Here is a 25,481-nt window from a genome sequence, read left to right as displayed (position 1 = left end):
TGGGGAAGCATGCGGGCCATAAAGTCCCAGGCCGCCGACTTCGCGTAGTCGGGACACGAAATCAGATCCATTGGGGCACACGGTGTCGCAAGATTCCGGACTATGGCAACAGTTATCGAGACAATCAAAGCCGCCCACCAATACCTTCTGGCCACCGCACTCGCTGCGCTCGGGACACCCTGCGCATCCGATAGAGATAGGTGCATCGCTCTGGTACCAGTAGCTGCGGTGGGCGGACTTCTTGGTCATCGTCAGTCTAGCTGATCGAGACTTCGACAACGCCGCTGATGGCATCGAGGTTGATGACCTTGGCGGTCGCCACCCCGCCGGCGCTTTCGATCGCTGCCCGGGTCGCGGGAGTAGGATTGCTGAGACGAATGGTTGGCGTCAGTCCATCGCGCCCAATCAGTTTCCCGTCCTCAATGCGAACGCAGAATTCGTCACCGATATCTGGATTAACGCCTTCGAGTGTCTCTGCCTCGAAGCAGGTTGAGGTCGTCTCGACCTCCTTGCGGAAGAGGTCGGGAGTGTTCGCAAGCTCTGCCGATTTGTCCCAGCTTTTCTTGAACGCACGCTTAGTCTTAGCCAGAAACTCAGTACCCATGGTTTCCTCCGCTCAAAAGGGGGCGATAAAGCTTGGTGCGGCCCATGCTATTCTCGGCGATGAGTCCGAGGTTGCATAGGGCCGCAAGGCGATTGTTCCATGCAGTCGTTTTGATATCGTCCGAGCCCACATCGCGAAGTTGTGAAGCGCTTGCCTCACCTAAGTTGTTTAGCAATTCCAACGTAACCCTCTGCATCGGCTCAAGCACGCCTATGAGCTGAGTCCTAAGTATCTTGCCCTCTTCATCGAGCTTACAAGACAAGAGCACATCGGCGCGCGGCTGGACGAGCTCGATCAACTCATCAATCACGTTGGGCGAGGCATTGGCTATAACCGGATAGAACGGAGTCTTACGACCACGCGTATAGTCGCGAAATTCCAAAACAGACTCGCGCAAATAGCTGGCGGTTGCGACCTCAATTCCGTCGAAGTCCAAGAAAATTGCTCGCGGAGAATCAGTGCCCTTGGGAAGCGCATCAATTAGATGTGCGAAAAGACTGCGGCCGCTGGGCGCACCAGCAAGAATACTGCTGCCGGTGATATCGCGGATTGAAAGCTTCATCTCATATTCCTCACGTGTCTTACGTGAGGTAGGTGAGTCGCAGTCATCCTGTCAAGATTGTGAAGAGATCGCTTGGGGAAATCTATCAACGCCAGTGAGTGTGTCTGCAGATTGTATCATGCCAAAACACTCTCGTGGAAGTTCAGCTTCCCTGGCGCGCTTGACCGAAAGCGGACCTTCCGCAATCGGCCCAAACGCAGCCCACGCGATTTAGCCGGATTGGTTGGTGATGTAACGGTCCGCTTTTGTGGCGGAAAGCGGACCGTGAGCAAGATGGCCAATCGGATGTTGTCTCAGTCTGACATTCGGCCTGATTGTCGCGGGCTATCACGCTGCCGATCGAGCGTGCGCATTGCATCGAGAATATCGTCGATCGAAACCGGCTTATCCAAATCGGGCGGATGCCGCATTGCGGGCTGATTTTCGACCGCGTTTTTATCGAATGCCCAAGATGCGAGGATCGCGCGTTTCACCTCGGGTTCCAGCGAAGGGTGTCCGGCTACATTGAAGGGATCGAGATAGCTTGCAATTGACCGCGACATGGTTTTTCCTCCTTTCAGTCGTGTCGCGCGCCGCGACTGGGATGCGGCGACCAGTGTTAAGTTAAATGACCGGGCAGATCTTGCCTTCACGTGCTGTCCTTAATGAAATACCTGCCCGGCTCTCACCAATTCAGCCAAACTGCGGCGTTCTCGGCCCCGACAACCGCCTGCGCGACTGCGGTAGCTGCTTCATCTGTTTCAGCGCCGCAATCCTTCGGTTGGTGGCTGGATGGGTCGAGAACAGCTCGCCCACGTTCGTCGGTACGATGTAGAGCTGCGCCGCAGCAGGGTTGCGCTCGGCGACCTGGTTCGGAATGCGCTGTGCAGCCTGCGATATCTTCCGCAAAGCCGAAGCGAGCGCATCGGGATCGCCGCAGATTTCGGCTCCCGCCTTGTCCGCACCGAACTCACGAGTCCGGCTGATCGCCATCTGTACGATCATCGCCGCGAAGGGTGCGAGCAGAACCGCGCCGATCAGAGCCAGTGGATTATTCCGGCTATCGCTCGAGAAAAACATGCCGAAATTGGCGAGCATCGAAATCGCACCCGCAATTGTCGCCACCATCGTCATTATAAGCGTGTCGCGGTTGCGGATATGACCCAATTCGTGCGCCATGACCGCTGCAACCTCGTCGCGTGAGAGCATATCGAGCAAACCAGTCGTGGCCGCGACGGCTGCGTTTTCCGGATTACGCCCCGTCGCGAACGCGTTCGGATGCGGACTATCGATCACATAGACTTTCGGCATGGGAAGGCCGGCGCGCTGCGCTAGCACGGCAACGATGCTGTAGAAGTCCGGTGAGGACCTCGCCGTGACTTCCCGTGCGCCGTGCATCGACAGCACGATCCTGTCGGCCTTCCAGTATGTCACGACATTCATTGCGGCTGCGATAGCGAGCGCGATCAAAGCGCCGCCCGTGCCGCCGATCATGTAGCCGGTGCCCATGAACAACGCGGTCAGGGCAGCGAGCAGAAGAAATGTCTTCATGTAGTTCACTGTTCATCCTCCAACCAAAGTGGAACATACCAAGAATTCCTGTTTGAGATTTAGGAAGCCCGGTGACCGGTTCAATATCTCTCATTCTGAAAATTCGTGTGCCGTATCGCTCGACGCGAATGATCGGAGATTCCTCGTACAAGTCTGAAATCATGAAGGTAATTTTTTGCGAAATACCCTCTTGAAACCGCTTTCGGCCAAACTAGATCGAATATGCCGGGCGCCAATTCCGGGTCCGGTTGGACAGAGGGCGTCGGCTCTTTCGTTCCCCGACGCTTCTCGTGCCCAGATTGCTCAACAAGGAGGATTTGGAAATGAGAACTGCATTTGATTTTACTCCCTACCGGCGTTCCACCGTCGGTTTCGACCGTCTGTTCGACGCGCTCGAGCGAAGCTCTCGCGTCGATACGCAGGACGGCTATCCACCTTTCGATATCGCCCGCACAGGCGAAGAAAGCTACCGCATCACGCTCGCGGTGGCTGGCTTCAGCCCGGACGAGATCGACATCACCGCTCAGCAGAACCAGCTTATCATCTCCGGCGAAAAGGCCGAGAAAGATGAAGACGGCGTCGAGGTGATCCATCGCGGTATCGCGACGCGCGCTTTCGAGCGCCGGTTCCAGCTGGCCGACTATGTCGAAGTCCAGGATGCAAGCTACGAGAACGGCATGCTGACGCTTTCGCTCGAGCGCGTCGTTCCCGAAGCGATGAAGCCGCGCAAGATCGAAATCGGTGCAAGCGGCAACGACAACGCGCCGCAGATCACCGACGGCAAGTCGAAGGACAAGGCCGAGAAGAAAGCGGCCTGAACCCAGACCATCGAGCTAACCCTCGCCGGGTCGGGTGCACCAGCACCCGGTCCGGACGGGGGCATGGCGGGCCGGGCTGACCGGACCGGGCGATGTGCGGTGCGCGAACGATCAGCGACCTCCGCCCTATTTGGATGATCCCGCCCGCCATGCAGCTCGATAGAGCGTCGGCGAACGACGCTCCTTTGCAGCGAACGAAAGGAGGATACCCATGCTGCGCAAATCGAAACTCTTGGCGGCGACAGCCGCTCTGTCACTGGCCTTCCCGACCGCCGCGTGCGCTCAGGAAGCCGAAACCGAAATCGAACCGGTCGAAACCACCGAGGAAGTGGAGGCCGATGTTCAGGCGCAAACCGATAAGACTATCTCCGAGCGCCGCGCCCAGCTGCTTGCAGAAGCAACCGAAGCGTTGAGCGAGACGCAGAAGGCGATCACGGCTCTCGAAGAAGAGAACACACAGGAAGCGCTCGATGCCCTCGCAGTCGCGACCGGTAAGCTCGAACTCATCCTGGCACGTGATCCCGGCCTGTCGCTAGCGCCGGTCGATGTCTCGATCGTCGAGCGCGATGTTCTCACCACGCCCGAAGCGGTGAGGGAACTGCGCGACGAGATCGAGGAATTGACCGATGAGGGGCGCCTGCAGGAAGCGCGCCGCCTGATTGCCGGTCTTGCTAGCGAAATCGTGATCCGCACGGCCAACCTGCCGCTGCTCACCTATCCCGATGCAATCAAGCTCGCCGCAGCGCAGCTCGATCGCGGAGAGGAGGAGCTTGCGGTGCGCACGCTGAATACGGCGCTCTCGACAATCGTTGTGACCGAAGCAACCGTGCCTCTGCCGATGCTCCGCGCTGAAGCCAGCGTCGATGCGGCGCGTGCGCTTCTGGACGAAGCGGGCGGAGTAACGACCCTTTCCGACGAACAGAAGGACCAAATTGCCACGCATCTCGGTGCCGCGCGCACCCAGCTCGAAATGGCCGAAGCGCTCGGCTACGAGGCGGGTGATGCACGCGACGAACTCGACGACGATATTGAGCAGCTCGAAGAGCAGATCGAAGCGGGCGAGGAATCAGACAGCCTCTTCGATTCCATCGAGCGGCAGTTCAATTCGTTGAAGGACCGTCTGACGACGTAACCAAGGACGGTGCGGTCGGCACGGTCCGACCGCATCAGACCTTCGAAAGGAGGATATGATGCTTTTTTCGACGACGACACCCTGCGATCTCGCCCGTGGCGATCTCCATGTGGCAGATACCCCTGCATATGTTCCAGCCACAAACTGGGGCTGGTTCATGCTACGCGCCGCGCTGTGCCTCGCTCTGGCGGTCGCGGCCTTCGTTTTCCCGACCAGCGCGGTCTTCGCCTTCACCCTCGTGTTCGCGGCCTTTGCGGCGGTCGATGGGATTTTCTCGCTCATCACCGGGATCAAGGGCGCGCGATCAAAGGAGGACCGCTGGGGAATGTACATCCTGCGCGGCCTGCTCGGGCTTGGTGCGGGTATCATTATTGCAGCGATGCCGTTCGCAGCGACCTTCGCCTACGCGTTGGCGACGATTGCGCTGGTTGCAGCCTGGGCGATCCTGACTGGCGGTCTTGAAATGTATGCCGCCATTCGCTTGCGCCGCGAGATCGAGAATGAATGGCTGCTGGCAACCAGCGGCCTTCTCTCCATCCTGCTCGGTATCGGCGTGATGGTTTTGATCGCGCTGAATATCGAGACGACGATTGTCGCGGCAGGCTTCCTGATCGGAGGCTATGCGCTGTGCGCGGCCGCCATCTTAGGAGCGCTTGGTTTCCGGCTGCGCGAATATCAGCGCGCCCGGGATCGAGCCGACAAGGATGGAAGAAACGGCAAAGAGCATGCGGCTTCGCCAGCCTGAATAGAAAGGCGATGACACGACCTCAGTTTGCCGGCACCGATTGTGTCGGCATCCAACGAGGGGTGTTCGCACAACCTCCAGGCGGCATCCCTCACCCTCGTTTGTAACGCGAAGTGAAAGGAGAAGAAGATGAATGTACGTGACTTGATTCCATGGTCTCGCAATGAAGAGCGTCTTCCGGTCGCTCGGCGAGACGAACGCAGCGACCCGGTCTCGACGCTGCGAAGTGATATCGACCGGCTGTTCGACCAGGCCTTTGGCTCGTTCGGGCTGCCCAGTTTCGCATCGACGCCAAGCTGGCCCAATATCGAAGTGCGCCGCAAGGACGGCGAATTACTCGTGACCGCAGAGGTCCCGGGCATGTCGGAAGACGATGTCGAGCTCTCGCTCGATGACGGCATGCTGGTCATTCGCGGAGAGCGACGCTCCGAGGACGGCGATGAAGCAAGCGGATATTCCGAACGCTTCTACGGCCGCTTCGAGCGTCGGATGAGCCTGCCGCAGGGCATCCAGGAGGACAAGGTGAGCGCGGAGTTCCGCGACGGCGTCCTCAGGATCCATCTGCCGCATGATGAGCAGAAGTCGCTGTCGGGGCGGCGTATTCCTATCAATCAGGAAACGCGCCACTGACAGGCCTGAAGAGGAGCGGCCGGGAACTCCGGTCGCTCCTTTCTCAACTTAAGGGTTTCGAATTGCCGCTTTGGTCTAGCGCACTGTGTAATCCCAATCCTGTCTCTCCGCGAACCCTACAGCGCTGTCTCGATCAGGGAAGGTTAGCCGGATATGCCGGAAAGGGTCATCAGTGCGCGTCCATCCGGTAAGCGGATCCGCGGTCAAGGGGCGGGAAGCTGGAAATTCGAGCACCCATGGCCGTTTGCGGGAGCCGCCTTGCATCACGGATTTGGGCTCTCGGTAGATGCGCGCCGCCGGGATCTCGCTGGCTGCAAGATTGGTGCCGGGTTGTTTCGGGTGACGGGGCGGAAGATTGTGCCCCAATCCTGCCTTATCGGTGCGTGTCATCCTCTTGTCTCTGGAGCTTTTCAGGTCCGATGATTCGACGCACTAGGCACTGAAATTGTTCCTATGAGCGACGCGGAATGGGCAGTAGAGAAGAGCAGAAACGAATGACAGCACTGAGCGTCTTTGTGGAGAGCAATTCGGCCTGGATCGGGTTCGTAATATTGGCGCTCGTCTTTGCTGCCTTCATATCCGAACGACTGGCACCGGTGACGATATCTCTTGTCGGAGCGAGCGTGATGCTCGCACTCGGTTATCTGCCACGCAGCGAACTCCAGGCCGTGTTCGGCAACCCTGCACCGCTCACTATTGGAGCGATGTTTGTCCTTTCGGCTGCGCTTGTCCGCACGGGTGTAATCGAAGCTCTGGCCAGTATCGCAACGCGGCGCGCTGAACGCACACCTAAACGGTCGATTTCCGAGCTTCTCGGCGGCACCTTCTTTGCATCGGCGCTCGTGAACAACACACCGGTGGTCATCGTTCTTGCGCCAATCGTGCGGCGGATCGCCGCCGTCGCCGGATCGAGCGCGCAGCGACTGCTTATTCCGCTCTCATACCTCTCGATCATGGGCGGCTCGCTGACCCTGCTCGGGAGTTCGACCAATCTGATCGTCGATGGCGTGGCGCAGCGCGCGGGAGAGGCACCGTTCGGGATATTCGAACTGACGGGCATCGGGCTTATCGCTGCGGGAGCCGGTATCGGTACGCTGCTTCTTCTCGGCCGTTACCTCCTCCCTGATAGCGATGGACCCATGGATCGTGCTGGCGGTCGGCCGATCGAGGAACGGTATTTGACCCGCATTCGTGTGCGCTCGATTAGTTCCTGGGTTGGGCGGAAACTTGAAAATATCGGCGCATTGCAGCGCTCCGGTGTTCGGCTGCTCGCCATCAGAAGAAGTGGTCACCTCACTCGCAATCCTGATACGACGTTCGAACTCGCTGCAGGCGACGAACTGGTTGTCGCTGCGGACCAGGCAGAATTACTGGGGTTGAGCGAGGAGCTCGATGCCGATCTCGGTCTTGCCAAGCGCGAGATTGCCAATTCGCCCGACGATCGGATCGTCGAAGCGTCTATCGGGCCATCTCATCCCGCCATAGGCCAGCGCCTAACGGATATTCCGTTTCTCAACCGCAGCGGCGCGCGAGTTCTTGGAGTTTCGCGTTCGCGGCACCTGCCCGGCCCCACACTCGAAACCGTCCGCGTCCGCCCCGCCGACCAATTCCTGATCCGCTGCCCGCCAGAAGCAGCGGCAGACATTCGCGACAACGTCAATCTCATCGATATCGATGAACCCGATATCAGGCCCTATCGCCGGTACAAGGCGCCGATTGCGATCGCGACGATGTTCGCGATTATTGCTCTCGCGGCATTTCAGGTCGCGCCCATCGACCTGCTGGCCATTCTTGGCGTTACGCTCGTTCTCGTCACGCGCTGCATCGATCCCGAAGAAGCCTGGCACGCTATCGAGGGCAATGTGATCGTCCTCATCTTCGGAATGCTCGCGATCGGGCTCGGGCTACAAGGCGCTGGCACCGTCGACCTGATCGTCGACGCCGTCCAACCTGCGCTCACCGTTCTCCCGATATTCCTGGTGCTAATCCTCGTCTACGCGCTCACCTCGTTTCTGACCGAGGTGGTCACCAACAACGCGGTTGCCGTTATCATGACGCCTATCGTCATCGACCTCGCAAACAGCGTCGGGGTGGATACCCGCGCGCTATTGCTGGTGGTCATGTTCGCCGCCTCAGCTAGCTTCGCCACGCCGATCGGGTACCAGACCAACACGATCGTTTATGCGACGGGCGGATACCGGTTCGTCGACTTCCTCAAGATCGGCCTGCCCATGAATGTCGTCGTAGGCCTCGCCACATGCGTCACCATCTGGTGGATTTACGTGTGAGAGCCTGCCGATGACCGACTTGCTCACCATCGTCACTGTGCTTCTTGCGGCAAGTCTCGCCGTCACACTGGTGTTGCAGCGCATCGGCGCACCCACGCTCATCGGATACATCTTCGTTGGGCTCATGATCGGTCCCACCGGAATTGGCCTGCTCGAAGCGAGCCCAGAGCTCGAGCTACTCGCCGAGATCGGCATCGTCTTCCTCATGTTCTATGTGGGCCTGGAATTTTCGCTACCCGTTCTTCTGGCCTCGCGCCGTGCAGTGCTTGGGCTCGGCGGCCTGCAGGTACTTTGCACCAGCGCAATCGTTGCCGGGTTGGCGCTAACAGCGGGGGTTTCGTTTCTGGCAGCGGTGCTTCTTGGAGGGGCGGTTGCGATGTCGTCGACCGCGATCACGATCCGCCAGCTCACCGACCAGGGCGAACTCGATACACGCCACGGGCGAGCATCAGTCGGGACCCTCCTGTTTCAGGACCTGGCGACCTTACCATTCCTTGTCCTCGTTGCGGCGCTGGGCGTGGTCGGAAGCAGCCACGACGACGGGGCCGATATCGCCACCTATGGACTGTCTACACCCGCGCAATCGATAGCCGCTATCGATGCGGGGGTCTGGAACGAGTTGAGTGCAAGGCTCGGCATCGCGGTCCTCGCGTTCGGCGCCGCGCTCCTGATCGGCCGGCGCCTTTTGTTGGGAATTGTCTCGCTGGTCCATCGCACCGGCTCTCGCGAGCTCTTCATGCTTGCCATGCTCACCATCGTCATCGGAGCGGCCTGGGCCGCGCATGAGATCGGCTTATCGCCGCCGCTTGGCGCCTTTCTCGCAGGAATGATCCTTGGTGAGACCCGCTTCAAGGACGATGCCGAAGCCGATATCGCGCCGTTTCGTGCGGTGCTGCTCGGTCTGTTCTTCGTCTCGGTGGGATTGCGCGTCGACCTTTCCATAATCGTTCCCAAAGCCGATCTGGTCGTTGGATTCGTGGCCGCGCTTGTCGTCGGCAAGGGTCTGCTGGTCTTTGCCCTCGCGCGCCTGATCGGAGAACCTGTCGAAGTGGCCGCGCGGATCGGCGCGATCTTGGCGCATGGCGGCGAGTTTGCGCTGCTCATATTGACGTTGGCGCTTTCGCAGAACGTCATCCCGGAAGCGATCGGCCAGCCCCTGCTCGGTGCAATCGTTATTTCGATGATTTTCGCGGCATTTCTTATCAAGGCGAATGGACGCCTTTCAGGCTCGGCTAATCATGGACAACCGTCGTCGAAGGACTGTTCCTAAGAGTGACATTAGACGTTCTAAATTTGCGCGATCAATTTCAAAATTTGGACGTCTGCTTTTCCCGATTTGGCTACCAAAACCGGACCGACCGCTTGCGGCCCATTTCCTGCCATTCAAAATATTAGGCGGGTAAAACTGGCCCTGGAGTTCGATGAGCTTCTGCTCCACGTTGGGCAGCGCAAAATTGGCGGCTTTCAAGCAGCCTCTGCAAACTTCCTGACCTTGATATCGTCCTCATGCGCTCTGGCTTGTGCGAGCTCATAGGCTGTCTGCATCCGCAGCAAGGTATCAGCTTTAACCCCGAAGGCCTTCTCGAAGCGGATCGCCATATCGGCAGAGAGACTGGCATTGCCATTAAGCAGCGTGCTCAGCGCCTGCCGCGAGACACCGAAGTGTGCAGCGAGATCGGTTACGCTGACACCGGCAGGCTCGACAATTTCGCTCTTCAGCCATTCGCCGACATGGACTGCAAGCGATGGGTGCATCTTAAGCGCCATGATAATCCTCCATATCCATATCAATCAACGCGCCTTGCTCATTCAGTCTGAATGTCAGGCGCCAGTTGCGCGTTACCGTCATCGACCAAGTACCTTTTCGGTCTCCTACAAGTTCATGGAGACCGAAATTGGGCGGCACAAACAACTCATCCATGCTTTCGGCTGCATCGATGAAGGCGAGCATCTTGCGCAACCTTCCGACATCACCCACCAAGCCCTTAGGATTGCCGGTTTCGAAGAAGCGGCGCAGGCCTTTGTGCCTAATGGATTCGATTTCCATGAGGTCTCGCTAGCTATTACGCCTTGATTTGTCAAGCGTCGCGCGACACACGACGCTCAGGCGAGATGCGATCCAATCAACCTTCTTTAACAGGGAGCCGAACTAGGCGATTGCGGGCCTCGGAATGTGGCTTTCTGAAAAGGCCGCGAAAAGGCCCGCAAGAATTTCAAGCTAGTTCGATCCGGGACAACCAGATACTTGGCGGCAAGAGACCGTTAGACACTGAAAGAGAACGGAAAAGACAAGCCGAGACAGTGATTTGGAGAACCGATAAGAGTCCTCAAATTACCCCATTTTCACTATATATTTCAGTAGCTTAAATCTCTGGTGCCAAAAGCGGACCAGATTATCTTGCCTATCAATCTGTTTTTTCGGTGTTATTCGAAAACAGGAACAGCTCGATACCCGCCAAAATACCTCCTCAATCACTCGCTTGCAGGTCGATGCGCGCGTTTGGCGAAATCATTTGTGGCATCGGCCAAAAGCTATCGGCGCGCTTCAATGGCCCGGCCGGTTTCGGCGTGAGAACTGCGTTCCAGATTTCCAGCCCACGAAAAACCATTTCTCGGCACGAAATGTCATTTCTTTAAGAGCGGTTTGGCGAAATATCATTTTTCGAAACTCTGACATGCAAATGGAACGGCGAAACACGACGCAGATGATGGTCGGTTGGCAACTGGTGAGTGCACGCACCTAATCCGGATCAGTTCCTTCTTCGCGTGTTCGATAGGAATCTATGAAAGCACGCAGGCTGGCATAAGGAATGAAGGTGGAGGCACCGATCTTGAACGTCTCAAGTTCACCGGATTCTATGAACTCGTAAATCCTTGATCTGCTCAGACCCGTCAGCTTGACCGCAACCGGAATGCGAACCGACAAAGGCTCGGCGGGCAGAGTCTCGAAGCCCGCTAGGCGATCGGATTGCGCGGTCAACCTCTTACGCCCCATCGCGCAACGCCGCTCGCGCCTTCGCGAATCCCCTATCGGCGGCAAGATAGGCCGACAGCATATAGGGAATAAGCTCGGCAACCATCTCCTCGCTGCCGTAGGTCGCGGCATAGATCGCCGCATAATCGGCGAGCAACGCATCGAGTTCGGGGTCGATCGTGATCGTCAGCTTGACTGGTTTGCGCGGCGGCAGTTTGGGCAATTTGATATCGGCCATCTCAGCCTCCCCAGGCCTGCCAGGGCTGCAGTACGAGATCGCGATGGACGATCATCCGCAGCGGCCATCCGGGACGTACAGTGATGGTGGGCTCCACATCGAGCTCGCGTTCGACGATCCGCTCGCCTGCGCGCGAGGTGTTCTGCTGGGTGGATTCACGCAGCGCGCGAACCAGTTCGCTTTCATCGTCGAGTGTCACTTGCGTGCCGACCCCGAGCAAGGTCGAGAGCGCTACGCCGCGGACAAGCCGCCCGCCATAATTGTCGACCCGGTCAGCAAGACCTGCCTGGCCCGACGCATCGGTCGCAGGCAGATTGTCGAGCCGGATCGAAGAACCGTCTGGCAGCATCAGCCGCTGCCAGGCGATCAGCGCGCGGTCCTGCCCAAACGCAACCTGGCTGTCATAACGGCCGATCAGCCGCGAGCCTTGCGGAATGAGCAGGATGCGCCCGGTCACGCTGTCATAGACATGGCTCGTTACCTGGGCGGTGACGAACCCCGGAAGATCAGAGTTGAGCTCGGTCAGCAAGCTCGCCGCGATCACACTGCCTGCGGCGAGCGTGTAAGGCGAAGCCGGCGGTAACAGCCTATGCGTGCTGATATCGGGCTCATCATCGGCATTCGCTAGAAACGCCTCTTGGCGCGTTGGCGGGTTGAGATCGGGTTGTGTCGATGGGATACCTGTCGAAGTAGGCGGGGCAATTGCGGCAGCGTTGGTGGGAGGCGTGGCAGCTGCGCCCAATGCGCTCGCCAATGGCATCATCACGCTGGATTCGCGCGCCGCGAGCGCTTCGGCGGCGACGCGCTGGCGCTCTGCCTCGGCTTCCTGCGCCGCGCGCGCGGCTTCCGCATCGACGTCCTCGGGCGCCAATCCCAGCTCGCGCTGCCGGTCTAGAATCGGCTTCCCAAGGTCGCCAGGAAGCGGCGGCCCCAGTTGCGGCACGTCGGCATAGTCAGCCGGAAGATCGGCCAGCGTATCGGGCGGTGGCGAGAGCACTACGTCTTCTTTTGCATCGAACACGCTCAGCGAAGCCGGTTGCAACGCCATCCAGGCGACGCCGATAATTGCGATCGATCCAAAGGCGGCGATGGCGATTATCGCGCCGCGACGGAACCGCACGATCCGACCGGGACTTGCGCGCAGCACAAGCGTTTCGGGATCGGCCTTGGGCGGCGCGGTCGGTTCGGCGCGATCAGCCAGCGTTTCATCTGCAAGCGGTTTGGCAGGATCGCTCATCGCCGCCTCCGCCGCGCGTCGCGCTTGACGATCCGCACCACCTTCTGATCGCGCCCTCCAAGCCTGAGTTCGGCGGCGGCAAACAGTCGGTCGACGATATAGAAGCGCCCGCGCACGCGGTAATTGACGAGCTCAGCATCGCCTTCGGTCCCGAGCACGAAGAGCGGCGGCGCTTCGCCTGTCGCAATGCTGGCCGGGAATTCGACAAACACTCGCCGCCCATCATCGAAGGCGCGCAGGGGTCGCCAAGAGGGATCATCGCCTTCGATCGTGTAGTCGAAATCGAGCTGATCGATCGCCAGCCCGCTTGCTATCGGAGCGACGCGCTCGGCCTCGGCGGCGGCACGCCGCAAGGTTATCAGCTCATCCTGCGGATAGGTCCAGCGGATGGCCGCCATTGCGGTCGTCTCGGTGCTTTGCAATTGCAGATGATAGGCTCGGCGATCGGTGGTGATGACGAGATTGGTAGCAAGGCCCGGCGCAAACGGCTTGACCAGGATATGGACGCGGCGCGTCTCGCCCGATCCGCTCGCGGTATCGCCGACCGTCCAGCGCACCGTGTCGCCGGCGGCAACCGAGGTGACACGTTCGCCGGGCTGAAGCATGATATCGGTAACGCGCTCGGGGGCGGCGTAGAGCCGATAGAGCGCGCCCTCGGCATAGGGATAGATCTGGACGGAACGGCGATAGCCGTCGCCGGTCGGCTCGCGCAGCGCGTCGCGATTGGCGGCCTCGACCTGAGCACGCGGCGGACCATCAACGGGGCGGGACAGGTCTTCGCGCGGCGGTTCGATCATCGCAACCGGCGTGGGAACCGGAGTTTCGACGAGCTGGATCGGCGATGGTGGTTCAGTTTCACGTATAGCTAGGCGAAACTCTTCCGGCGGTGCGGACACTATGGCGGGTGGCTCAACCTGTCCGGCGCAAGCGCCGAGCGCGAGCGGGCAAAGCGAAGGGAGCATGCGGATCATGGCTGAATCTCCTCGGGCGGATTGTCGGTGGCGAGATTGGGATCGATCGGCGAGCCGCGCGGGATATTGGCGAGCGGCATGGCCTCGCTTGCTGAAGGCAATGAGACTGGCGTCTGCGACGCCGTGGCCGCAGTCTCGAGTTCGCGGCTCCAGTCGATCGCTTCGACATAGAGGCCGAGCGGATTTTTGCGGAGCATCTCTGCATCGCGCGGCGGCTGACGGCGCACGGTCAGTATCGCGGTCCAACGCGATGTGTCGGCGAGGCTACCGCGCTCATAGACTTGCTCGGTCCACTTAACCTGAAAACTCTCGTCGGAAGCCCGCACAACGCTCGTGACCTGGACCGCGACGGTCCGCTCACCGACCTCAGCAAAAGGATCGGCGCGGCGGGCATATTCATCCAGAAAGGTCGATGCGCGCCGCGTCGCAAAATCATAGGCTTCGAGCCAGGCCGCGCGCATCAGCACTGGATCGAGCGAGACCGAGCGGACATTCTTGATGAAATTCGCCAGATGCCAGGCGATCTGCGGATCGGTCGGTTCATATTCGGTTTCGGCGGAAACAACCGCCCTCGCTTCGCCCAGACGATCGACCTCGACCACATAGGGCGTGACGCGGCTTTGCAGCGATAGCCAGACCAGCGTGCTTGCCAGCCCGGCGGTTAGGAACAGCCCGCCAAACGCCATCAGCCGCCAGTTGCGCGCCTGAACACGCGCCGATCCGATACGTTCGTCCCACAGCTGACCGGCCTTCTGATAGGGCGTCTCGGGTTTGGGGGTCTGGCCATAGCGCTGGAGCGCGCGCTTGAATCGCATATTTCAATCCTTCTCGCTGATATCGGGAGCGGCGGAAGCACCACCACGATCGCCGTCGCGCATGGCTTGCACGGCAACCTGCCGGCGATGGCGCGAGGTCTGTTCGGAGCGTAGCTGACGCGCCCAGGCAGGGGGAGCGTTACCCCCGCTCGCACTTGAGGCCGCCGCCGATCCGGCACCTGGTGTGCCGGCGGCCCAAGCCGCATGCCGCCCGCGCGAGGCGGCAGCCTTCAGACCAAGTCTGTTCTCGATCCCCTGCGCCATAGCGCCCTTGGCAACCGTCGCCATGCCGCCGAGGCTCGATCCGCCGGTCTCGCGCCCGAGCTTGGCGGCAGTCGACGCCGCCGAGCCCATCGCGGTCCCAGCGCGCATTGCGCCAAGACCGGCACCCGCCGCCATTCGGGTCGCTGCGACGGCTGCACCACCGCCGACCGCCAAGGCCGCGCCTGCGCCGATCGCGGTGCCAATAGCCGCGCCCGCACCCAGCTGGGGCGCTCCTGCGACAAGGCCGGACGCGATGCCGGGACCGAAGATGCCGAGACCGAAAAGCGCAAGCGAAGCGAGCACCAGCGACATGGCCTGACCGATATCGGGCTCCTGACCCTGGAGCGCTGAGATGAACTCGGCGAAAAAGCCCGAACCGATCCCGACGATCACCGCAAGCACCATGACCTTGATGCCTGAGGCAACGACATTGCCGAGCACGCGCTCGGCGAGAAAGCTGGTGCGGTTCCACAGCGCGAAGGGCACCAGCACGAAGCCGGCGAGCGTCGTGAGCTTGAACTCGATGATCGTGATGAAGAGCTGAACCGCAAGGATGAAGAAAGCGAGGATCACGACCACCCAGGCGATCAGCAGCACCATGATGGTGAGGAAATTGTCGAAGAAGGTGGCAAAGCCGAGCATTTCGCTCGTCTGATCGAGCAAGGGCCAGGCGGCCTCGAAGCCGGTGCCGGCAAGCCGACCGGGCTTGAGCAGATCGCCTGCCGAGAGCGTGCCGCCGCCGGCGACCAGGCCAAGCCCGGCGAAAGAACGGAATATGATATCGGCGAGCGTGCTGAAATTGTTGAGGATCAGCGCGAAGGCGCCGACATAGAGGATTTTCTTGAGGAACCGGCCGAGCACATCCTGCTCGCCGCCCATCGCCCAGAACAGCCCGGCAAGCGTGATATCGATCCCGATCAGGATGGTGGTGAGAAAAGCGACATCGCCGCCCAGCAGCCCGAACCCGCTGTCGATATAGCGAATAAAGGCTTCCATGAAGCGGTCGATGATATTGAGATCGTTCAATGGAATGATCCTTTGCTCTAACCAGAGAAAATGGTGCCGCGAGGCCCGACCGGTTGGGGGCGCGGGGGGACTGCCGAGCCCCGCGGCGAGACTGCGCGCACCTATGGAGAGTGAGGCGCGCGCCACCTCAAAGACGCGGCAGCATCAGTTGCGCGGCGTGTAGGCTCTGCCCTCGCCAAGGAACCTCTTGGTTGCGGCGCGCGCTTCCTGGCTTTCCTGAACGCGCCGCGCGGATTCGACCGCTTCGCTGCGGAACTGCGCGGCCATCAATTGCTGGAGCTGGAATTGCTGTTTGGCGGTCAGCGCCAAGAGCTGGTTGGTGGCCTGTTGCGCCTGCAGACTGCCCTCGGCACCCTGGCTCCTTCGGATGATTGCATCCAAAGCCTGCGCGTCTTCCTGGACATTGGCGACAATCTGCGACTGCACGCCCATTGCCTGGCGGAACCCGTCCATAGACGCATCGAGCCGCTCGCGTGCTTCGACGACTTGTTGATCCTGCGTCATCGCGTTGAATTGCGCGGGAAAGAGCTGGCGGAAGCGCTGGTCGAGCGTATCGAGCCGGAAATCGATGCCCTGGGCCTGGCCCATGAGCCGGTCGATCTCCTGCAGTTTTGCGCGCAGTCTGTCGAGCTCGGGAAAATCGATTTGCGTCAGATTGCGCGCCTGGTTGGCGAGCATCTGAGCTTCGTTCTGCAATTGCTCGATCTGCTGGTTGATCTGCTGAAGTGTGCGCGCTGCGGTGAGAAGGTTCTGCGCGTAATTCTTGGCGTCGAACACCGGGATTGCCCGCGCCGGTGCAGCGGGCAGCAAGAGCGCTGCGCTTCCCGAGCCGAGGACGGCAATGCCGACAAGCGAGGCGATAAGTAGTTTCTTCATGGGGAGGTTCCTTTGTCAGGCGGTGGGGGAACAGAAAAATCGGAGAGCAGATCGGCGGCCCAGTCGAGGCCGGTGGACGCGAGGAAATGGGCTGCGAAATCATCCGCGCCATGCTCGGCGAGGATTGCATCGATCCGCTTCTGGCTTTCGGGATCGGACGCACCGCATAGCGCCAGCGCGACTGGGCCAAGCCCGAGCTCGAACAGCCGATTGCCGCGCGCGGATTGAAGATAGTAATGTTGTTTGGGTGTCGCCTGAGCGACCAAGGCCACCTGCGCCTCATTGAGACCGAAGCGCTCATAGGCGGCGCGCGCCTGTGGCTCGATCGCCCGGTCATTGGGAAGCAGGATCCGCTGCGGGCAGCTTTCGATGATCGCAGGTGCAATCGCGCTCTCGGAGATATCAGCGAGACTCTGCGTCGCGAACACCACCGCGACATTCTTTTTGCGCAGCACTTTGAGCCATTCGCGGATGCGCGCGGCGAACAGCGGATGGTCAAGGAAGATCCAGGCCTCGTCGAGGATCAGCAAGGTCGGCCGTCCAGTGAAGCGCTCTTCCAGCCGGTGGAAGAGATAGGTCAGCACCGGCGCGACGACGCCCGCCTGGCCCATCAAAGCCTCGGTCTCGAAACATTGGACATCAGCAAAGCCAAGATCGTCCTCGGCCGCATCGAGCAGACGGCCATACGGCCCTTCGAGTGTATAGGGCTGGAGCGCTTGCCTTAGCGCGAAGAATTGCAGCAGCAGTGAAAGGCCTGTCAGCGTGCGCTCTTCGATCGGCGCGGTGGCAAGGCTGGAAAGCGCCGACCACAGCGTGTCCTTCACCTCGGGGGTTACAGGCACGTTTTCGTGGGCGAGCAGCGCGCCGACCCATTCGGCGGCCCAGGCGCGGATCTCGGCGCTTTCGATGTCGCGCAAAGGCTGGAAAGCGATTTGAGAGTTTTCGCCCTCGCCGCCCAGGCCGAGCGCATGATGCGCGCCGCCCGTCGCCAAGACCGCCGCGCGTGCCGAAAATCCCTTGTCGAACAGGATGACCTGCGAATTCGTGTAACGCCTGAACTGCAATGCGAGCAGCGCCAGCAGCACCGATTTGCCCGCACCGGTCGGGCCGACCACCAGCATATGGCCGACATCGCCGACATGGGTTGAGAGGCGAAACGGCGTCGAGCCCGAGGTGAGCGCATGAAGCAGCGGCGGAGCTTCGAGGTGTTTGTTCTTGGTAGGCCCAGCCCAGACCGAGGAAAGCGGCATCAGATGCGCAAGGTTCAGCGTATGGACGAGCGGCTGACGGATATTGGCGTAGAGATGGCCGGGGAGCGAGGAGAGCCAGGCTTCGACCGCATTCACGCCTTCACGCAGGCAAGTGAAGCCCAAGCCATTGACGATCCGCTCGACCGCGCGGAGCTTTTCCTCGACCTGCGACCGGTCCTTGTCGGCGACGGTGATCGTGGTGGTGAGGTAGCCGAACCCGACCATGTCGGCACCGAGTTCTTGCAGCGCGAGATCGACATCTTCGGTCTTGTTGTCGGCATCGCTGTCATGCAGCATCACCGGCTGATTGGTGACGACCTCGCGCAGCAGCGCAGTCACCGACTTGCGCTTGTTGAACCATTGACGGCGCAGCTTGGTGAGCGCCTTGTTCGCGTCGGCGCGGTCGAGCGCAATAAAGCGCGTCATCCAGCGATAGGCGAAGCCTTGCGCATTGAGCGCATCCAAGATCGCCGGTCGGCTGACATTGGGAAATCCCAGTATGGTGAGCGTGCGCAAGTGCTCATCGCCGAGCTTGGGTTCGAGCCCGCCGGTCACGGGCGTATCGGCCAGCAGCCCATCGAGATACATCGGGATTTCGGGCACCGCGACGCGGTGGCGCGCGGTCGAAACACAGCCGTGCAGATAGGTCAGCACCTCTTCATCATCGAGTACGGCGAGTTCGGGCATAAAGCCGGCGAAGAGATCGAAGGCGCGGGTCGTCTCGGCCTCGAAGCTTGCAAGCGCCTGCCGCCAATCGCGGCCTTTGGTATCGTCGCTGCGCTCGATCAGCGCGCGGCCCGCGCGGTCCGCCTGGTCGGCGGGCGGCATATAGACGAGCGTCAGATAATAGCGGCTCTCGAAATGCGCATCGGCGGCTTCGAACTCGGCGCGCCGTTCCTCGTCGACCAGCCAGGACGCAGCTTCGGGAAAGCTGGTTTGCGGATAGCCCAGCGCCTCGCGCCGTTCGGCTTCGATAAAGAGCGCCCAACCTGATCCGAAACGCTTCAGGACATTGTTGGCGCGCGCGCAGGTGGCGACAAGTTCGGCCTCGGTCGCGCTTTCCAGATCGGGTCCGCGAAAGCGCGCGCTGCGCTGGAAGCTCCCATCCTTGTTGAGCACCACACCGGGCGCGACCAGCGCCGCCCAGGGCAGGTGATCGGCGAGCCGGTCGGCGCGGCGGCGATATTCGTGGAGTGCTAGCACGACCAGTACCCCTTTTGACGCAGATGGCGCGCGAGGACGGAAGCGAAATCGGGATCGCGCTTGGCCGCGAACACGGCGAGCGTATGACCCACGGCCCAGACCACCAGCCCTGCGATCCATTGCTGCAAGCCAAGCCCCAGCGCGGCAGCGAGCGTGCCATTGAGGATCGCGATCGCGCGCGGCGCGCCGCCCAAGAGGATCGGCTCGACCAGCGCGCGATGGAGCGGCGCTTCGAAGCCTTCGATGTGGGAGCTCGACATCAGACCAGCGCCCCGCCGCCAAAGCTGAAGAAGGACAAGAAAAAGCTCGACGCGGCAAAAGCGATCGACAGGCCGAAGATGATCTGGATCAGTCGGCGAAAGCCGCCTGCGGTCTCGCCGAATGCCAGGGTCAGCCCAGTGACGATGATGATGATCACCGCGACGATCTTGGCGACCGGACCTTGGACGGATTCGAGCACTGCCTGGAGCGGCGCTTCCCACGGCATGCCCGAGCCGGCGGCCTGGGCACTCGCGGCCGCGGTAGTGAGCGCCAGCCCGATCGCGATGGCAGCGAGGGTGGGCTTGTGGTGGGAAAGCGCGCGTGCATGCATGGTCAGTCTCCTTGGGGCTGGGTTTTGTTTTCAGTGATGTCGGTGAGCGCGTAGCTGCCGTCGGGCTGGACGCTCGCGACGCGCGCGATGGTCTCGATCCGGCGCGCGAGGCCGCGTCCCGCGATAAAGACGACCACATCGATCGCTTCGGCGATGAGCCGTTTGGGCACGCTCGCCACCGCTTCTTCGACCAATTGTTCGAGCCGGTAGAGCGCCGAGAGCGCACTGTTGGCGTGGACCGTGGCGATGCCGCCCGGATGGCCGGTGTTCCAAGCCTTGAGCATATCGAGCGCTTCGCGCCCCCGGACTTCGCCGACGATAATCCGGTCCGGCCGCAAGCGCAGCGTCGAGCGGACGAGATCGGCGATGGATACCGCGCCCGGACGGGTGCGCAGCGCTACGGTATCGGGCGCCGCGCATTGGAGCTCGCGCGTATCCTCGATCAGGATCACACGTTCGTCGCGTGTTCCCATTTCGGCGAGCAGCGCGTTAGCAAGCGTCGTCTTGCCCGAGGAAGTGCCGCCCGCGACCAGAATATTCCACCGGTTATGGACGCCCGCGCGCAAGGCTGCAGCGGCAAGCTCGTCCATGATACCCGCCTCGACGTAATCATCGAGCGTATAGATCCTCGCCGCAGGCTTGCGGATCGCGAAACACGGGCCTTCACTCACCGGCGGTAGCACGCCTTCGAACCGCTCGCCCGCTCCCTCGCCATGCGGCGGCAGTTCAGCCGAAACGATTGGCGCTCCAGCATGGACTTCGCCATGCGCGTGAGATGCGACAATCCGGATGATGCGTTCGGTTTGGCCGGAATCGTAGATCGTATCGGTTTCGATCCGACCTTCGCCCAATATGTCGAGCCTGAGCGCGCCGTCGGGATTGACCATGATCTCGATCACCGCCGGATCGGCCAGCGCGCCAGCGATGGTCGGGCCCATTGCGGTGCGGAGCATCGCGCGCCTGCGTGCGTCGGAGAGCTTTTCTTCGGCGCTCACGAGGCGTCTCCGGCATTGCACAGGGTTGGCGGCGCCAGATGACGTTCGCCGCTCGCCAGCGCCTCGCCGACACGCGCGACAAAAGCTTCGAACCGCGCCCGCGCCTGGGCGCGCCCGGCTTTGTCGTTCTCCGCAAGCGGTGGCGTGACCGCGAGTTCGTAGCGAATGAACAGCGCGAGGGATTCCAAGAGCACATGACCATCGCGCTCGATCCGCCCGAGCGCCAGCGTCATGCGGTCGAGCCGGTGTGCGAATTTGGCCTCCAATTCGCTTGCCGCCTGCCGATTGAGCCAAGCGGTCAACGCATCGGCGAGGATCGAGGATTTGGACGCGCCGGGCTTGGCGGCGAGCTTCTCGAGCCGTTCGGAAAGATCGGCGGGCAAAAAGAGTTGATGGCGGACTTTGTTGGTCATGTCCGGCCTCAAAAATTCGGCAGCGGATCGCGCGCCGCCGCCTCGTTGATCGTATGGGCGCGGATGACCGTGCGAGCATGGTTCATGGCGCCCGCATCACTCGCCGGATCGGATTCCTCGTCGAGCCCGAGCGGATCGACCTCTACCGGTTCAACCTCGGGCGCTTTGGTCTCTTCGCCAATGCCAGGATGGCGCTGTTGCTGGAGCCCGCCTTCGTCGGCTTCGCCATCGACATCGCCATCGCGTTTGCCAGCCAGCCGCATATCGGGTGCGGCGCTTATGCCGTCCCACTCGTTCGGTCGCGGGGCGGGCCGATCGAGGTACTCTGCTGGAGTTGTCCTGGAGCAGTCCTGGAGCAGGTCTGGAGGGGAGACGGTTCGGCTCTGGAAGTTATGATCTTCATAATAGCGCAGCTTTTGCGCACGGATCGGCGGCGTCCCGGCGACCATCACCAGCTCCTCATCTGCCGGAAGCTGCATCACTTCGCCCGTGGTCAGCAACTGCCGTGCGGTTTCCTGGCGGCTGACCATGACATGGGCGAGCCAGGGCGCGAGCCGGTGCCCGGCATAATTGCGCATCGCGCGCTGCTCGGTCGCCGTGCCGAGCGCATCCGATATGCGCTTGGCAGTGCGCTCGTCATTGGTCGCGAAAGCCACGCGCACATGACAATTGTCGAGGATGGCGTTGTGCTCGCCGTAAGCCTTCTCGATCTGGTTGAGGCTCTGGGCGATCAGGAATGCGCGGATGCCGTAGCCCGCCATGAAGGCCAGCGCAGTCTCGAAGAAGTCTAGGCGGCCAAGCGCTGGGAATTCATCGAGCATCAACAGCAATTGCTGTTTGCGCCGTTCGTCCTCGAGCTTTTCGGTGAGCCGGCGACCAATTTGATTGAGCACCAGACGTACGAGCGGCTTGGTGCGGCTGATGTCCGAGGGCGGGATCACCAGATAGAGAGAGACCGGAGTTTCGCTTTCGACCAGATCGGCAATCCGCCAATCGCACGCACTTGTGACTGCGGCGACGGTGGGATCGCGATAGAGTGCGAGGAACGACATCGCGGTCGAGAGCACACCCGAGCGCTCGTTCTCCGACTTGTTCAAGAGCTCGCGCGCGGCCGAGGCGACCACCGTATGGGGTGTTGGCGCTTCTTCGCTACCCAGATGGTTGGTGGCTATCATTCGCCTGAGCGTCGCAGCGAAACTGCGCTGCGGATCGGAGAGGATGGTGGCGACGCGCGCAAGCGTCTTTTCTTCCTCGGCATAGAGGACATGCAGGATTGCGCCGACCAGCAGCGCGTGTGCAGTCTTCTCCCAATGGTTTCGCCGTTCAAGAGCGCCTTCGGGATCGACCAGGATATCGGCAATGTTCTGGACGTCGCGCACTTCTTGCGGCCCCCGGCGCACTTCGAGGAGGGGATTGTATTTTGCCGAGCGCGGATCGGTGGGGTTGAACAGCAGGCAATGCGAAAAACGCGCGCGCCAACCGGCGGTCAGCTCCCAGTTTTCGCCTTTGATATCGTGAATGACAGCCGAGCCGGTCCAGCCGAGCAGCGTCGGGACTACCAGCCCGACCCCCTTGCCGCTACGGGTCGGCGCGAACGCCATGACATGTTCGGGGCCATCATGGCACAGATAGCGGCCGTCATGGCGGCCCAGGAACACGCCGGTATCATTGAGCAGGCCCGCTCGGGCAATTTCTCGGTTCGTAGCCCAGCGCGCCGAACCATAGGTGGTGACATTGCTCGATTGACGCGCGCGCCAGATCGACCCGGCAACAGCCGCCGCGCATCCGAGAAAGCCGCTGGCGCCGGCCAGCAGGCCGGCTGTGTTGAATACGGGCCGCGCGTAGGCTTCGTAGTGATACCACCACGGAAAGATGGCCCAAGGCTCATAGAACGGCACATCGAAGGCGATGAACCACGGGCTTCCCAGCTGCGGCTGATAGCCGAGCTGAGCTGCGGCCCATTGGGTCGCTGCCCACACGCCCGCGATCACGATCGCGAAAACGATCAGAATCTGACCGATCAGCAGCTTTGTGGGGGTCATGTCTCGCTCCCGGGAATCCCAGTACCGAGAGGATCGCCGTTGAAGGTGCTCGCGCGTAGCGCGCGTTCACCGAACGCAGCCGCCTAACTGCCGCGGGTCGCGCAGGGAATGCTGACGGTGCCCTTCGAATGCACCATCTATCGGCCATGCCCTACGGTAAACTTGTCTCGAATATGCCAGATATTGCCATTTGGCATGAGATATCCTATATGATGCCATATAGGAGCAAAGAAATGACCGCCATTCAGCCCGTCGACACCGCCGTCCGCGACTTTCGCCCGGTACCAATTACCGATGAGGAGGCGGCTGCTATGTTCCGCGCCGTAGTGAACCTGTTCGGCAAATGGGGCGTGAGCGATGAACAGGCCTCGATCCTGCTCGATGTACCGGTGCGATCCTACCGTCGCTGGAAGGCCGATGGCGAACCGGGACGGATCGATCGCGATACGAAAGCGCGGCTCTCCAATCTCATGGGTATTCATAAGGCGCTGCGCTACATGTTCCGCGAGACCCAGCGCAGCTATGCCTGGGTCCAGGCTCCCAACGACGCGTTTCAGGGACGCCCCGCCCTCGACATCATGCTCGGCGGCGAGCTCACCGATCTTATGCGCGTGCGGCGCTATCTCGATGCCGAGCGTGGTGGGTGGTGACCGATATCGCAGACATCCCTAAATCGTATATCGAATGGCCTGGGGCAGTCCGGATCATTCGCTCGATTCATCCCCCAATCGATCTGTTCGAAGATATCGCCGATCCGGCCGATTGGCCGCTGCTGATCTCGGCTGAGCAGAAAACCAACCCGCGCCTTGTTGAGAACATCGGCAATCTCGATCTTGTGCCGCCGGAGCGGAGGGTCGGTGGCCAGGGCGCGACCTATCTCATGGCGCCCTTCACCCATGTCAGCCTCGATCGCCCGACCCGGTTCAGCGATGGTAGCTTCGGGGTGCTCTATGCTGGGCGTGAATTCGAGACCGCGCTTCTCGAAACCATCCATCACCATGCACGCTTTATGGCGCGCACCGCCGAGGCTCCCGGTTGGACTTCGCAGTTTCGCGAGATCCTGCTCGATATCGATGCGAATGTGCGTGATTTAATGGCAGGCGGTGAAGCCTATGCCGCATTGCTTGCGCCCGACGATTATTCGGCGAGCCAGACCCTGGGACTAGAGCTGCGTGCATCGGGCTCGGAGGGGATCGTCTACCCAAGCGTTCGCCATGATGGTGGAGAGTGCGTGGGCCTGTTCTATCCTGACCTTGCCATGAATGCCCGACAAGGCCGACATCTCGACTACCACTGGAATGGCGAACGCGTCGATCTCTACCGCGATAGCGGGAGTGGAGACGTGTTTCGGATTGTATGAATGTGTGAGGGTCAAAAAACAAACAATGCGCTGCCTTTTGTGGGCCGAAAGTGGACTGTCTGCTTTCCATATAACAGGAGACGAAGCGGACCTTGATCCTGATCGCATTCGCGCTGATCGGCGCATAATGCCCGGTCCGAGCTCAGTATTGGGCGAAGCGAACGTCTCGAACTATCGCACACACATAACCCTCTCGCGCCTCGACAACCATAAACATGGCTGTCGACTATTCCGCAAAACCATATTTCTGCCGCCAAATGTGACTGATCGAAGTGGCCTCAGTCGCAAATCCTGGAGGGTCAGAATGTATTCAAAACACGAACTAGTAATCGTGATTCCATTTCTGGTTTCTGCCTGCGGCGGTGCGGAAAGTGATGCAAACCCGACCGTGCAAGCGCATGCCAGTGTTGCTTGGCCCGGGTGACTACGGCAAGTGGACTGATGGCGACCCTGAGGAAGCCTTGGCGCTGTGCAAGCCTTGGGCAGCAGAGCTGTCGATCGAGCGAACCTCGACGCCTTGGTTCAAGCGCAGGTGATCATAATCGGATGGGGCGCGGTCATCGCCCGCCATCGAGCGAAAACAGTCATGGTTAACTGACTTGCCGCAACAATTTCCATCTTTATACGACTCCTCGCGACCCGAAGGGCTGATGCATCGGCCCTTAACCTAGAGGCTCTGTCTTCGGACAGGGCTTTTTTTTGGCTGCTCACGAGCACTTCCGATCAACAATCTCTTCGATTTAGGGCTGCATTATTTCGTTAGGTCCGGATCGCTCCTGCAATCACGACCAGACCAATGCGCGACCAAATGCAGCAAGCAAAGATGTCTGCTCTAATCTAACGAGGTTAGATGGAGTTAGTCGAAAAGTTAGGAAAAGTACGTAAAATCAGAGTGTTGACTCTGATAGAATTTGAA

General features: G+C 60.8%; 28 protein-coding genes. 8 read left to right on the top strand and 20 right to left on the bottom strand.

Annotation, left to right across the window (positions count from 1 at the left end; all coding sequences use genetic code 11):
- Nucleotides 1–256: 256 nt before the first annotated feature.
- The 4 genes from IB285_RS14875 to htpX all read right to left on the bottom strand — a co-directional run bounded on the left by IB285_RS14875 (nt 257) and on the right by htpX (nt 2,705).
- Nucleotides 257–604 carry a hypothetical protein gene (locus tag IB285_RS14875; protein ID WP_190788896.1) on the bottom strand — a complete coding sequence of 116 codons (348 nt, stop codon included), beginning with the start codon at nt 602–604 and terminating at the stop codon, nt 257–259.
- Nucleotides 594–1,166, bottom strand: coding sequence for a hypothetical protein (locus IB285_RS14870; protein WP_190788895.1), 573 nt, complete (start codon nt 1,164–1,166; stop codon nt 594–596). Before IB285_RS14870 ends, IB285_RS14875 begins: the two co-directional genes overlap by 11 nt.
- Nucleotides 1,167–1,459: 293 nt before the next feature.
- On the bottom strand, nt 1,460–1,708 hold the full coding sequence (locus tag IB285_RS14865) for a hypothetical protein (protein ID WP_190788894.1): 249 nt from the start codon (nt 1,706–1,708) through the stop codon (nt 1,460–1,462).
- 130 nt (nt 1,709–1,838) lie between these two features.
- On the bottom strand, nt 1,839–2,705 hold the full coding sequence (gene htpX / locus IB285_RS14860; protein ID WP_190788893.1) for a zinc metalloprotease HtpX: 867 nt from the start codon (nt 2,703–2,705) through the stop codon (nt 1,839–1,841).
- A gap of 314 nt (nt 2,706–3,019) precedes the next feature.
- On the opposite strand from htpX, the gene IB285_RS14855 reads away from it, so the two are divergent.
- The 4 genes from IB285_RS14855 to IB285_RS14840 all read left to right on the top strand — a co-directional run bounded on the left by IB285_RS14855 (nt 3,020) and on the right by IB285_RS14840 (nt 6,021).
- Nucleotides 3,020–3,514 carry an Hsp20 family protein gene (locus IB285_RS14855; protein ID WP_190788892.1) on the top strand — a complete coding sequence of 165 codons (495 nt, stop codon included), beginning with the start codon at nt 3,020–3,022 and terminating at the stop codon, nt 3,512–3,514.
- A 211-nt stretch (nt 3,515–3,725) separates the two neighbouring features.
- Nucleotides 3,726–4,646 carry a YfdX family protein gene (locus tag IB285_RS14850; RefSeq protein ID WP_190788891.1) on the top strand — a complete coding sequence of 307 codons (921 nt, stop codon included), beginning with the start codon at nt 3,726–3,728 and terminating at the stop codon, nt 4,644–4,646.
- A gap of 58 nt (nt 4,647–4,704) precedes the next feature.
- Nucleotides 4,705–5,391, top strand: a complete 687-nt coding sequence (locus tag IB285_RS14845) for an HdeD family acid-resistance protein (protein ID WP_190789159.1) — start codon at nt 4,705–4,707, stop codon at nt 5,389–5,391.
- A 129-nt stretch (nt 5,392–5,520) separates the two neighbouring features.
- Nucleotides 5,521–6,021: an Hsp20/alpha crystallin family protein gene (locus IB285_RS14840; RefSeq protein WP_190788890.1), complete on the top strand. Its 501-nt coding sequence runs from the start codon at nt 5,521–5,523 to the stop codon at nt 6,019–6,021.
- Nucleotides 6,022–6,096: 75 nt separating this feature from the next.
- Here IB285_RS14840 and IB285_RS14835 read toward each other — a convergent pair whose 3' ends face one another.
- Nucleotides 6,097–6,411: an NADH dehydrogenase ubiquinone Fe-S protein 4 gene (locus IB285_RS14835; protein ID WP_190788889.1), complete on the bottom strand. Its 315-nt coding sequence runs from the start codon at nt 6,409–6,411 to the stop codon at nt 6,097–6,099.
- 104 nt (nt 6,412–6,515) lie between these two features.
- Between IB285_RS14835 and IB285_RS14830 the strand changes: the two genes are divergently transcribed.
- Nucleotides 6,516–8,309 carry an SLC13 family permease gene (locus IB285_RS14830; RefSeq protein ID WP_190788888.1) on the top strand — a complete coding sequence of 598 codons (1,794 nt, stop codon included), beginning with the start codon at nt 6,516–6,518 and terminating at the stop codon, nt 8,307–8,309.
- Between the two features lie 10 nt (nt 8,310–8,319).
- The gene (locus tag IB285_RS14825; protein ID WP_190788887.1) at nt 8,320–9,579 is read left to right on the top strand and encodes a cation:proton antiporter domain-containing protein; all 1,260 of its coding nucleotides are present in this window, start codon (nt 8,320–8,322) and stop codon (nt 9,577–9,579) included.
- Between the two features lie 194 nt (nt 9,580–9,773).
- On the opposite strand, the gene IB285_RS14820 is transcribed toward IB285_RS14825, so the two are convergent.
- The 15 genes from IB285_RS14820 to IB285_RS14750 all read right to left on the bottom strand — a co-directional run bounded on the left by IB285_RS14820 (nt 9,774) and on the right by IB285_RS14750 (nt 23,205).
- Entirely contained in the window at nt 9,774–10,076 is a 303-nt protein-coding gene (locus tag IB285_RS14820) for a HigA family addiction module antitoxin (protein WP_190788886.1), read from the bottom strand.
- A complete protein-coding gene (locus IB285_RS14815) occupies nt 10,066–10,356 on the bottom strand; it encodes a type II toxin-antitoxin system RelE/ParE family toxin (protein ID WP_190788885.1) in 291 nt (96 codons plus the stop codon). The genes IB285_RS14820 and IB285_RS14815 overlap by 11 nt, the downstream gene beginning before the upstream one ends.
- A gap of 693 nt (nt 10,357–11,049) precedes the next feature.
- Complete coding sequence (locus IB285_RS14810; RefSeq protein WP_190788884.1) at nt 11,050–11,304, bottom strand: helix-turn-helix domain-containing protein; 255 nt, start codon at nt 11,302–11,304, stop codon at nt 11,050–11,052.
- Nucleotides 11,294–11,521, bottom strand: coding sequence for a DUF2274 domain-containing protein (locus tag IB285_RS14805; RefSeq protein ID WP_190788883.1), 228 nt, complete (start codon nt 11,519–11,521; stop codon nt 11,294–11,296). The genes IB285_RS14810 and IB285_RS14805 overlap by 11 nt, the downstream gene beginning before the upstream one ends.
- A gap of 1 nt (nt 11,522) precedes the next feature.
- Nucleotides 11,523–12,758, bottom strand: a complete 1,236-nt coding sequence (locus tag IB285_RS14800) for a TrbI/VirB10 family protein (RefSeq protein ID WP_190788882.1) — start codon at nt 12,756–12,758, stop codon at nt 11,523–11,525.
- Nucleotides 12,755–13,729 (bottom strand): P-type conjugative transfer protein TrbG, encoded by a 975-nt coding sequence (trbG, locus tag IB285_RS14795; RefSeq protein WP_190788881.1) that lies wholly within the window; start codon nt 13,727–13,729, stop codon nt 12,755–12,757. Before trbG ends, IB285_RS14800 begins: the two co-directional genes overlap by 4 nt.
- The gene (gene trbF / locus IB285_RS14790; protein ID WP_190788880.1) at nt 13,726–14,544 is read right to left on the bottom strand and encodes a conjugal transfer protein TrbF; all 819 of its coding nucleotides are present in this window, start codon (nt 14,542–14,544) and stop codon (nt 13,726–13,728) included. Before trbF ends, trbG begins: the two co-directional genes overlap by 4 nt.
- A gap of 3 nt (nt 14,545–14,547) precedes the next feature.
- Nucleotides 14,548–15,834, bottom strand: a complete 1,287-nt coding sequence (trbL, locus tag IB285_RS14785) for a P-type conjugative transfer protein TrbL (protein ID WP_190788879.1) — start codon at nt 15,832–15,834, stop codon at nt 14,548–14,550.
- Nucleotides 15,835–15,978: 144 nt separating this feature from the next.
- Entirely contained in the window at nt 15,979–16,710 is a 732-nt protein-coding gene (gene trbJ, locus IB285_RS14780; RefSeq protein WP_190788878.1) for a P-type conjugative transfer protein TrbJ, read from the bottom strand.
- Nucleotides 16,707–19,163, bottom strand: a complete 2,457-nt coding sequence (trbE, locus tag IB285_RS14775; RefSeq protein WP_190788877.1) for a conjugal transfer protein TrbE — start codon at nt 19,161–19,163, stop codon at nt 16,707–16,709. Before trbE ends, trbJ begins: the two co-directional genes overlap by 4 nt.
- Nucleotides 19,157–19,423 (bottom strand): VirB3 family type IV secretion system protein, encoded by a 267-nt coding sequence (locus IB285_RS14770; protein WP_190788876.1) that lies wholly within the window; start codon nt 19,421–19,423, stop codon nt 19,157–19,159. Before IB285_RS14770 ends, trbE begins: the two co-directional genes overlap by 7 nt.
- On the bottom strand, nt 19,423–19,755 hold the full coding sequence (locus IB285_RS14765; protein WP_190788875.1) for a TrbC/VirB2 family protein: 333 nt from the start codon (nt 19,753–19,755) through the stop codon (nt 19,423–19,425). The genes IB285_RS14770 and IB285_RS14765 overlap by 1 nt, the downstream gene beginning before the upstream one ends.
- Before the next feature lie 2 nt (nt 19,756–19,757).
- Entirely contained in the window at nt 19,758–20,708 is a 951-nt protein-coding gene (trbB, locus tag IB285_RS14760) for a P-type conjugative transfer ATPase TrbB (RefSeq protein ID WP_190789158.1), read from the bottom strand.
- Between the two features lie 38 nt (nt 20,709–20,746).
- Nucleotides 20,747–21,163: a ribbon-helix-helix domain-containing protein gene (locus IB285_RS14755; RefSeq protein WP_190788874.1), complete on the bottom strand. Its 417-nt coding sequence runs from the start codon at nt 21,161–21,163 to the stop codon at nt 20,747–20,749.
- An 8-nt stretch (nt 21,164–21,171) separates the two neighbouring features.
- Entirely contained in the window at nt 21,172–23,205 is a 2,034-nt protein-coding gene (locus IB285_RS14750; protein WP_190788873.1) for a conjugal transfer protein TraG, read from the bottom strand.
- Nucleotides 23,206–23,438: 233 nt separating this feature from the next.
- Here IB285_RS14750 and IB285_RS14745 point away from each other — a divergent pair, with 233 nt between their 5' ends.
- Together IB285_RS14745 and IB285_RS14740 are read left to right on the top strand one after the other, a co-directional pair.
- Nucleotides 23,439–23,855: an MbcA/ParS/Xre antitoxin family protein gene (locus tag IB285_RS14745; protein WP_190788872.1), complete on the top strand. Its 417-nt coding sequence runs from the start codon at nt 23,439–23,441 to the stop codon at nt 23,853–23,855.
- Complete coding sequence (locus IB285_RS14740; RefSeq protein ID WP_190788871.1) at nt 23,852–24,565, top strand: RES family NAD+ phosphorylase; 714 nt, start codon at nt 23,852–23,854, stop codon at nt 24,563–24,565. Before IB285_RS14745 ends, IB285_RS14740 begins: the two co-directional genes overlap by 4 nt.
- Nucleotides 24,566–25,481: the final 916 nt, after the last annotated feature.

It is taken from the genome of Erythrobacter rubeus (assembly GCF_014705715.1).
Classification (GTDB): Bacteria; Pseudomonadota; Alphaproteobacteria; order Sphingomonadales; family Sphingomonadaceae; genus Erythrobacter; species Erythrobacter rubeus.
Note: the sequence above shows the minus strand (reverse complement) of the source record. Positions and strands in the feature narration are given on the sequence as shown.